This is a genomic window from Streptomyces sp. NPDC054840, assembly GCF_053611065.1.
Map to the genome: position 1 here is coordinate 1 of NZ_JBSGZP010000282.1, position 8,814 is coordinate 8,814.

General features: G+C 71.8%; 8 protein-coding genes and 2 pseudogenes. 6 read left to right on the forward strand and 4 right to left on the reverse strand.

Annotation, left to right across the window (positions count from 1 at the left end):
• Together ACWGIU_RS20515 and ACWGIU_RS20520 are read left to right on the forward strand one after the other, a co-directional pair.
• Positions 1-556, forward strand: a 556-nt coding sequence (locus tag ACWGIU_RS20515; RefSeq protein WP_453707772.1) for a hypothetical protein, incomplete at its 5' end; no start/stop codon positions are given.
• A 123-nt stretch (positions 557-679) separates the two neighbouring features.
• The gene (locus ACWGIU_RS20520) at positions 680-1,462 is read left to right on the forward strand and encodes a bestrophin-like domain (RefSeq protein WP_453707774.1); all 783 of its coding nucleotides are present in this window, start codon (positions 680-682) and stop codon (positions 1,460-1,462) included.
• A 27-nt stretch (positions 1,463-1,489) separates the two neighbouring features.
• Here ACWGIU_RS20520 and ACWGIU_RS20525 read toward each other — a convergent pair whose 3' ends face one another.
• From ACWGIU_RS20525 to ACWGIU_RS20535, 3 genes are all read right to left on the reverse strand, one after another.
• Positions 1,490-2,659, reverse strand: coding sequence for an MAB_1171c family putative transporter (locus ACWGIU_RS20525; protein WP_453707776.1), 1,170 nt, complete (start codon positions 2,657-2,659; stop codon positions 1,490-1,492).
• Positions 2,656-3,213 (reverse strand): toxin-antitoxin system, toxin component, encoded by a 558-nt coding sequence (locus ACWGIU_RS20530; protein WP_453707778.1) that lies wholly within the window; start codon positions 3,211-3,213, stop codon positions 2,656-2,658. Before ACWGIU_RS20530 ends, ACWGIU_RS20525 begins: the two co-directional genes overlap by 4 nt.
• Before the next feature lie 64 nt (positions 3,214-3,277).
• Complete coding sequence (locus ACWGIU_RS20535) at positions 3,278-3,946, reverse strand: helix-turn-helix domain-containing protein (RefSeq protein WP_453707780.1); 669 nt, start codon at positions 3,944-3,946, stop codon at positions 3,278-3,280.
• 334 nt (positions 3,947-4,280) lie between these two features.
• Here ACWGIU_RS20535 and ACWGIU_RS20540 point away from each other — a divergent pair, with 334 nt between their 5' ends.
• The 4 genes and pseudogenes from ACWGIU_RS20540 to ACWGIU_RS20555 all read left to right on the forward strand — a co-directional run bounded on the left by ACWGIU_RS20540 (position 4,281) and on the right by ACWGIU_RS20555 (position 8,560).
• On the forward strand, positions 4,281-5,153 hold the full coding sequence (locus ACWGIU_RS20540) for a helix-turn-helix domain-containing protein (protein WP_453707782.1): 873 nt from the start codon (positions 4,281-4,283) through the stop codon (positions 5,151-5,153).
• Positions 5,154-5,300: 147 nt separating this feature from the next.
• On the forward strand, positions 5,301-6,668 hold the full coding sequence (locus ACWGIU_RS20545; protein WP_453707784.1) for a 6-phospho-beta-glucosidase: 1,368 nt from the start codon (positions 5,301-5,303) through the stop codon (positions 6,666-6,668).
• An 89-nt stretch (positions 6,669-6,757) separates the two neighbouring features.
• A pseudogene (locus ACWGIU_RS20550) lies at positions 6,758-7,801 on the forward strand (MFS transporter); the annotation flags it as partial.
• A gap of 96 nt (positions 7,802-7,897) precedes the next feature.
• A complete protein-coding gene (locus ACWGIU_RS20555; protein WP_453707786.1) occupies positions 7,898-8,560 on the forward strand; it encodes a GOLPH3/VPS74 family protein in 663 nt (220 codons plus the stop codon).
• A 19-nt stretch (positions 8,561-8,579) separates the two neighbouring features.
• Here the strand turns inward: ACWGIU_RS20555 and ACWGIU_RS20560 are convergent.
• A pseudogene (locus ACWGIU_RS20560) lies at positions 8,580-8,814 on the reverse strand (DNA mismatch repair protein MutT); the annotation flags it as partial.

Consider the following 8,814-nt stretch of genomic DNA (forward strand, 5'->3'; position numbering starts at 1 on the left):
GCTCTGCCCGTTGCAGGGCCATGTGGCTGTCGCGGGCGAGGACGACGGCGACGGCTACGGCGCCCGCGTCGACCTGTGCGTGCCGGCGGGACGACCGGAGCGGCCGGTCTTCCGGCCGCCGTCCGGACGGCCCTCGGTACGGGTGACCGTGCCCGGCGCCGACCGGCCGACCGTGCGTCATCCGGGGCGACCCGGGCAGCAGTCCGCCACACCCGCCGGACGGCCCGAGCGGCCGGCCGAGCCCGCGCCACCGCGTCCGCAGGGCGCGGAGGTGGAGCCGTCCGCGGAGGCAGAGGCCGGGGGGTCGGAGCCACCGGAGCCCGCGGCGGGTCCCGAGGGCCGATCCGTGCCGGCGTCGGCCGACGCACCCGCCCCGCCCGCGGCCAGGGCCGCCGCCGCACGGGTGAGCGCCTTCCACGTGCGTCCGTACCGCGCGGTGGCCCTGGAGCGTCGCGGCCCGGGCGGGATGTCCACCGTGATGCTCATGGTCGTCGTCACCACCCCGGCCGTACTCGCCGCCGCCGCCCTGCGCCCCCGCTCCAAGAGCCGCAGCTGACCGACGCCGCCGCTCGAATCCCCGTCCGCCGAACCACACATCACCGACCCACCGATCCACCGATCCACCGATCCACCGATCACCGCGATCACCGATCCATCGATCCACACCGGGAGAATCCACGTGTCCGAATGGCTGGTCCTGGCCATCGCCATGGCGCTCGTCTGCGCCCTCGTTTTCGCCATCACCACGATCCGGCACCGCCGGGCCGCCGATGACGAGGACACCAGCGAAACCCCCGATGTCATCGAGTACATGACGATGATGGTGGGCGTGGTCTACGCGATCGTGCTCGGCCTGGCCATCGCCGGCGTCTGGGAGGCGCGCGGCGCCGCCGAGGACAGCGTGCGCCGGGAGGCCCAGGCCCTGTACGAGGTCACCCAGCGCGCCGACGTCTACCCGGCGGCCGTTCGCGACCGGATCCGGGGCGAGGTGGACGCGTACGTCTCCCACACCGTCGCCGTGGACTGGCCGTTGCTGACGTCCGGCGACGGCGCCTCGGCCGAGGGCGGCGCGCTGCTCGGCAAGCTGCGCACCGACGTCACGCACCAGAGCCCTGCCAACGAACTCCAGGCGCAGGCCTACCAGCCGCTGCTGGACCACATCGCGGCCGCCGACGACGCGCGGCACTCGCGGACACAGAGCTCCGAGTCCACCCTGCCCGGCGTGGTGTGGTTCGGGCTGCTGGTCGGCGGGCTGGTCACGGTCGGACTGATCTTCACCCTGCAGATCCGCCGCTCCGGAAGGGAGTTGCTGCTCGCCGGACTGTTCAGCGCGCTGATCGTGTTCCTGCTCTTCATGGTGTGGAGTTTCGACGCGCCGTACGGGCGGGAGGGAATCGACTCCGCAGCGCCGTTCCAGGACCTGTTCCCGGCCACGGCGACGGCGGCCGTGGCCACCCGCTGAGCGGCGGCGACGGCCACCTCGGCGCCGCTACACGGTCACCTCGCGCCGGACCGCCTGCACCACCGGCGAGTGCCGCAGCGCGTGGGAGATCCGCAGCAGGTCGCGGGGACCGTCGGCGGTGTCGAGGACGGTCTCCTCGTCCTCTCCGATGATCTTTCCGTCGGGGTCGGCGGAGCGGGCCCGTACGGCGGCGGCGACCATGGAGGCCTCGGCGACGGCGCGGGCCGTCTCCTCGTCGGCACCCTCGGCGACGGCGCTCTCGTAGGCGCTGTCGCCGAGGCCCTTGTCGAAGTACGGCCCGAGGTGCAGGAAGCCGTCATGGATGTCCGACTCGCGCTGGATCACGCGCAGTTCGGCCGCTGACCACCAGGCCATCTGTACGGAGGGCGTGCCGGTGGGCGCGGAGATCTGCACCTCGTGCCAGAGCGGGCCGAGCCGGCGGTACGTCGCCCAGATCTGCCAGTGGTCCGAGAGCCGCTGGCAGACGAGGGGGACCACGAAGCCCATCGCGCTGATCAGCGCCCCGAGGGAGGCGAGCGGCGGAGCGGCGTAGGTGCTGAGGCCGTCGAGGTTGTGACCGGACCAGCGGGCGACGACCGCGGTCATCTTGGTGGCGTCGTAGGCGAGGTTGAAGATGTAGCCGATGACGATGATCACCAGGCCGACCCGCAGCCAGCCGCGGACCTGGAGCGACCAGCGCCAGCACAGGGCCACCATCACCACCGCGGCCACGAGGTGGGCCAGCAGGTAGAGGGCGATCATGTGGCCGACGTAGGACGTGTTCGCGTAGTAGGTGTCGAAGTCGCGCAGCCGCTCCGCCGGGGTCTCACCGAGGGCGAAGAGCACGATCAGGGCGACGATCACCACGCTGTAGCCCAGGATCCAGCGGCGCGAGATGCGTCGGGTCCGTTCGGCCGGTCCGCCCCGCCAGTTGACCATCAGGACCAGGCAGGAGGCGCTGAAAGCGGTGATCGGGCAGTAGACGAGGGGGGCCGAGACGTTGTCGATCCCGGTCCAGCGGTTGACCGCCGCGATGGTGGGCGGGGCGGCGAAGGTGAACACCGCTCCGGCCAGGGTCAGCAGGGCGACGACCGACCGCAGGAGCGGGTCGCGCCAGTTGTGCCGCAGGGCCGGCAGCTTGAAGGCGAGTGAGATCGCCATCGCGGCCGCCGGTATGTAGTAGTCCTTGCCGTTCAACGCTCGGTCCTGTGCCCCCGGTAGCCCAGCGAAGCCTCGATCCGGCCCGCCAATTGATCGCGCTGGACCGGAGCGCGGTGGCTCGCCGATCCGGCCAGCCAGTTCCGACACCGACTACCCAGCAGTAAGCCGAAGGTTTCGGCCTCGGTCTCCTCCTTGACGTCGGCGCGGGTGCGCGCGGCGACGCGGCGCACGGTCTCGCCGATGTCGGCCTCGTCGGTCAGCAGCCGCGCGGCGACGGCGGCGCCGTCGACGTGGTGACTGCAGTGGCCGGCCTTCATGTGCCACAGCTCGTGGCCCAGGATCACCAGTTGGTGGTCCGGGGCGGTGCGTTCCTCGATGACCACGAGATCGCGATCCGCCATGTCGAGCCACAGGCCGCTGGCCGTCCGCGGCGGGAACGAGGCCATCCGGAAGTCCACCCGGCGGCCGCGGTGTCTGCTCATGCCCTCGCAGAGGGCAGCGTAGAGGTCCACGGGTTCCACGGGGGCGGTGAGCCGGATACCGGCCACCAGCTCCCCGCACAACCGCCGCTGCTCTCTGCCTATGCTCACCGTTCTCCCCGTCGGCGCGGATCCGGATCAGGACTCAAGGATCAGACCCAGACTCTCGACTGGGTCAGGATTCGTTCGGTTTGACGCTTTCGAGGAGCATGTCCAGCCATTCGGTCACCTTGTCCCGGTGCTTGTCGCTGGGCAGTTGGGCGGCGCGCCAGGCGATACCCCGTACACCGTGGTTCTGGAGGAGTCTTGCCAGTGGATCGCCCGCCGATGCGCCCGAGGCCGATACGGTTTCCCGCGTCCGCCCCGCGAAGTCCTGGAGCAGCTGTTGCTCCGTCCGCTGGAGCGCGTCGGTGAGGGCGTCGGCGTCGTGTGCCGTGAGGAACCCGGCGTGCACTCCGAAGAACCGCTGGATCGCGTCGCAGTGTTCCATGGTGGGGCGCCGGTCGCCGTTGATCAGTGCTCCGGCCTGCTGCCGCGACATGCCGGCGCCGTCCGCGATCTCCTGCTGGGTGTAGCGGCGGCCGTTCGGTTTCACACGGGTCCGCCGGAGCAGGTCGAGGCGCTGGAGGAAGCGGGTCTGCAGATCGGGTTCGCCGGCCGGCCTGCCGTCGAGCAGGGTCCTGACCACGTCCGTGGGTACGCCGGAGGCCTCGGAGAGCCGCCGCAGGTCGAAGACCTGGTTCCGGTCGCGGCCCATCTTGCCCGCGAGTTCGGCGACACGCGTGATGGTGGCTGCCAGGGGTGCGTCGGCCACCGCGACGGGAGCCGGGAAGCCGTCTGTCACCAGTGGTTCTCCTAGATCGCGCGAAGTCGGTATGGGCACATGGTCGGCTTCTGGAATCTAGCCGCTCTCGCCCGGAAGGGCTAGAACGTGCCACAGCTGTGGCGGGAATGAGCTGTCAAGAGGCTGGAATTGCCACAATAGTTGACACTCGAATGAAGTCGGTAGCAGGATCGCCACACGGAAATGAAGATCCAGACCGGAGGAGGGGGAGCTCTCAGTGCCACATCTCGCAGCGGTGGGCCCGTCCGATGGACTCGCCCGAGCCGTTGAAGAGCGCCTGACGGGCGACGAACCCGCCCGCGGTGCCGTGCGGTCGGAGCGACGCAAGGAGATTTTGCGCCAGCGCCGCGAGGAGCTGGGCCTGAGCCAGGAAGACCTCGCCGCCCGGCTGCGCATCAGCGTGCGTGCGTACGGGAACTGGGAAAGAGGTCTGGTCAAGGAGTGGACGGACCGCAAACTGCTCGCCTTGGCCGAGGCCTTGGAGATGAGCGAGCGGCAGTGCTTCTGGCTGTTCCGCGTCATGGTCGACCGCGATCCGCCGCCCACGTGGCGGGCCGCCGAGGAGAACCGGCTGCCCGACGACCCGGCGCAGCGTGACTACCTGTGCGACTACGCGGCCCTCATGGAGTCCGTGCCCTACCCGAGCTTCCTGGTGGATCACCGCTGGGACGTGGCCCTGACGAACTCGGCCTTCGACCAGCTCTTCCAGTCCGTACGGCCGCACCCGACGGCCCTGCCGGACGACAACTTCCTGCGCTTCGTGCTGTTCCACCCGGACGCGGCGGCCGTGCTGGAGGACCACGAACCGGCCTGGTGCGTACCGCTGCTGGCCCAGTTCGCGACCGCGCTGTCCGGGGCTCCCGAGGACGAGGGGCTGCGCAGCATCCGCCAGGAGGTGGCCCGTGACCCGTTCATGGAGGCGGCCTACCGGTACGGGGTGCCGCACTGGCTGAGCACGCACGGCACCGACGCCGCCGAGCTCGACGGGGCGGTGCGCACCGTGCGTCACCCCGACTCGCGGTGGGGGCTGGTGCGGTGCCGGATGGTGGCCGAGACCAGTCGGATGCTGGGCGAGATGGGGCTGACCCGGATCACCCTGATCCTGTCGACGCCCACGGGCGCACCGAGGGGCCCCGTCCGCAGCGGCGGCGGCTTCACACAGCTGCAGGGCGTGAGGCTGCGCGCCGTGCCGTCGCCGGTGGAGTGACCGACCGGGGCAGACTGGTGCCCACGGACGTGTGCCGTCGCTTCCGCGTCACCGGTCGTGTCACCGATCGTGTAATCGATCGTGGCATCGGCCGTCACGGTGGCGGCTTCGGCGACGGGATCTGCACTGGCGAAAGGCGGTAGGCGCGTGCGGCTGACGATCCTCGGCGGGGGCGGCTTCCGGGTACCGCTCGTCTACGGAGCGCTGCTCGGCGACCGCGCCGAGGGCAGGGTGTCCCACGTGACGCTGTACGACACGGACCCGGCACGGCTCAACGCCATGGCCCGGGTGCTCCGCGACCAGGCCGCGGCCGCTTCGGCGGCCGACCCGGCGGTGGACGCCCCGGCCGTGACGGTCACCGGTGACCTCGACGAGGCCCTGCGCGGGGCCGATTTCGTCTTCTCCGCCATCCGCGTCGGTGGCCTGGACGGGCGTGCCGCCGACGAGCGGATCGCCTTGGCCGAGGGGGTTCTCGGCCAGGAGACGGTGGGTGCGGGCGGGATCGCGTACGGCCTGCGGACCGTGCCGGTGGCGCGGGCGATCGCCCGCAGGATCGCCCGCGGCGCCCCCGAGGCATGGGTCATCAACTTCACCAACCCGGCCGGGCTGGTCACCGAGGCCATGGCCGAGGAGCTCGGCGAGCGGGTGATCGGCATCTGCGATTCCCCCGTGGGTCTGGGCCGTCGCATCGCCCGGCTGCTGGGCGCCCGCCCGCAGGAGGCCTGGATCGACTACGTCGGCCTCAACCACCTGGGCTGGGTGCGCGGACTGCGCATCGGCGGCCGCGACGAGCTGCCCCGGCTGCTGGCCGACACCGAGGCCCTGGAGTCCTTCGAGGAGGGCCGGCTCTTCGGGGCCGAATGGCTGCGCTCGCTCGGCGCGATCCCCAACGAGTACCTGCACTACTACTACTTCAACCGTGACACCGTACGGGCGTACCAGGAGGCCGAGCAGACGCGCGGGGCCTTCCTGCGCGACCAGCAGCGCGGCTTCTACGCCGAAGCCGGCCGGGCCGACGCGCCGGCCGGGGCGGCGCTGGCCGCCTGGGACCGTACCCGGGCCGAGCGCGAGGCCACGTACATGGCCGAGAACCGCGAGGCGGCGGGTGCTCCCGCCCGCGACGGGAGCGACCTCGAATCCGGTGGCTACGAGAAGGTCGCGCTCGCGCTGATGCGGGCCATCGCCCGGGATGAGCGGGCCACGCTGATCCTGAACGTCCGGAACAGGGCGACGCTGTCCGTCCTCGACGCCGAGGCCGTCATCGAGGTGCCCTGCCTGGTCGACGCGAACGGCGCCCACCCGGTGGGCGTCGAGCAGCTGCCGCTGCACGCGGTGGGGCTGGTGACGGCGGTCAAGGCGGTCGAGCGGGAGATCCTGGCGGCGGCCGCGAGCGGTTCGCGGGCGGACGCGGTCAAGGCCTTCGCGCTCCATCCGCTGGTCGACTCGGTGGGCGTGGCCCGGCGGCTGCTCGACGGGTACTCGGCGGAGCACGAGGGCCTCGCCTACCTGCGCTGATCCCGGCGCGCGCATCGCCCGTACGGCTCAGTGCCGCATGCGCCGCGGCGGGCGCGCTGTGACAGTGCGAGGGTGACCACTGCCCCCGCCGGCGTTTCCCGATCGTGGGAAACGCGGTCATGGGCGTCGGCCTGTACCTGCTGTCACTGATGGGGCCCGGGACCAGCACCCTGCTGGAATCGCTGTACATGTTCGTGCTCGGCACGGGCATCGGCCTGTCCATGCAAGTGCTGACCATCGCCGTGCAGAACACGGTCGACTACGCCGACCTCGGCACCGCGACCTCGGGCGTCACCTTCTTCCGTACGCTCGGCAGCGCCTTCGGGACGGCGGTCTTCGGGACGATCTACGCGAACCAGTTGGGGCCCGGACTGGAGAAGGCGTACGGGGAGGCGGCGCGGCTCACCGGCCAGGATCCGGCGCAGCTGGCCGGCGCGGCGTCCACCCCGGAGGGGGTGCACCGGCTCGCCCCGGAGGCCGCGGCCCCGGTGATCGAGGCGTACGCGCAGGCCCTGCAGACCGTGTTCCTCTACACCGTTCCGGTCGCCGCGTTCGGCTTCGTCGTGGCGCTCTTCCTCCAGGAGGTGCGGCTGCGCGACAGCGCCCGGGCCGGATCCACGGACATGGGTGACGGGTTCGGCTCACCGGCCACGGCCTCGGGGGATTCGGCCAAGCTGCTGGAGCTGGCCGTCGGCAAGCTCGTACGGAACATGGGCGCGGACACGGCGCGGGGGATCGTCGAAGACTCCGACACCCGGCTGGACATAGCGGGCGCCTGGGCGGTGATGCAGGTGGACCTGATGACCCGGACCATCGGCCACGCCGGCCTCGGGCTGATCGCCGGCCGCCGGTCCCTGCCGCCGGAGGTGCTGGTCCCCGTCTTCGAGCGGATGGTGGACGAGGGCTTCCTCAGCCGCGAGGACAGCTACTTCACCCTCACCGCGGCCGGGCAGCGGGAGGCCGACGTGATCTCGAAGGCGTGGGCCGAATGGCTCAAGGACCGGTTGGAGAGGGACCGGGGGCGACCGCGGAGCGCCGAACTGCGGGTCGCGGCGGACGCGATCGCCAAGCGGTTGCTCGCGGAGGACCTGAGGGAGGGCAACTTCGCGCCAAAGAGTGTGGTGCGGCGGTAGACCGGGCCCCGGAACGGAACCTCGTGGTGCCGTCCGTCGTCATCCCCTTCGAAGCGGTGGGACAGCCGGACCGGCCGACGGACGACGGGGGCGCTCGTGAGGATCACACTGGCCGAGGAGATCATGCTGCTGTCCCTGGACGACGAGTCCGGGGCGGCACGGCAGCGCCAGTCGGCGGGGTGGGCCGTGGCGGGAGCGCTCCTGCTCGAACTCGTCCTGGCGGAGCGGGTGTCGGTGTCGGGCAAGTACCTGGAACTCAGCAGCACCGAGCCGACGGGCGAAGAACTGCTCGACGGCCGGATCCGGTTGCTGGAGGTCTGGCTGCGGGGGCGCGGCAAGCGCCGGGTGACGGACTGGCTGACGAAGGACCAGCCCAAGGCGGTCGGCGCCGCCCTGGAGAGGCTGGGTGAGCGCGGGCTGGTGGTGGCCCAGGTGCACAAGGTGTTCGGGGTGTTCCCGCAGCGCCGCTACCCGGAGGCGGACGGCACCGTCGAGAGCGCCCTGCGCGAGCGGCTCCGCGAAGTAGTCCTCGACGGCGCCGAGCCGGACGAGCGCACGGCCGGGCTCATCGCCCTGATCCACTCGGCCAAGCTGCACCGGCTCGCCTTCCCCGGCCGGCAGCCCGAGGAAGTGACGGCCCGGATGGCGGAGATGGCCGCCGGCCGGTGGGCGGCCGCGAGCGTCCGGGCCGCCATCCAAGACATGCAGGCCGCGATGGTGGCGGTGACCGTCGTGACGGTCCTGACGGCCACCTCCTGATCGGCAGCGGGGCAGCTGCTCAGGCGCTCGGTGCCGGGCCCGAGACGCGGTAGTCGTACGAGGTGACGGGCGGCAGCGTGGTGAGGTCCGGGCGCCAGGCGCGCAGCACGGCCGCCGACGGGGCGTAGAGGGACGAAGGGATCTCGGCGGGGGCGAACCACTGCCAGCGGGCGATTTTGTGCGGCTCGGTGACGGCCGGGACGCCCCGCGCCGAGGTGGTGACGGCGGCTGCCGTCAGCCGGGTCAGTCCGGCC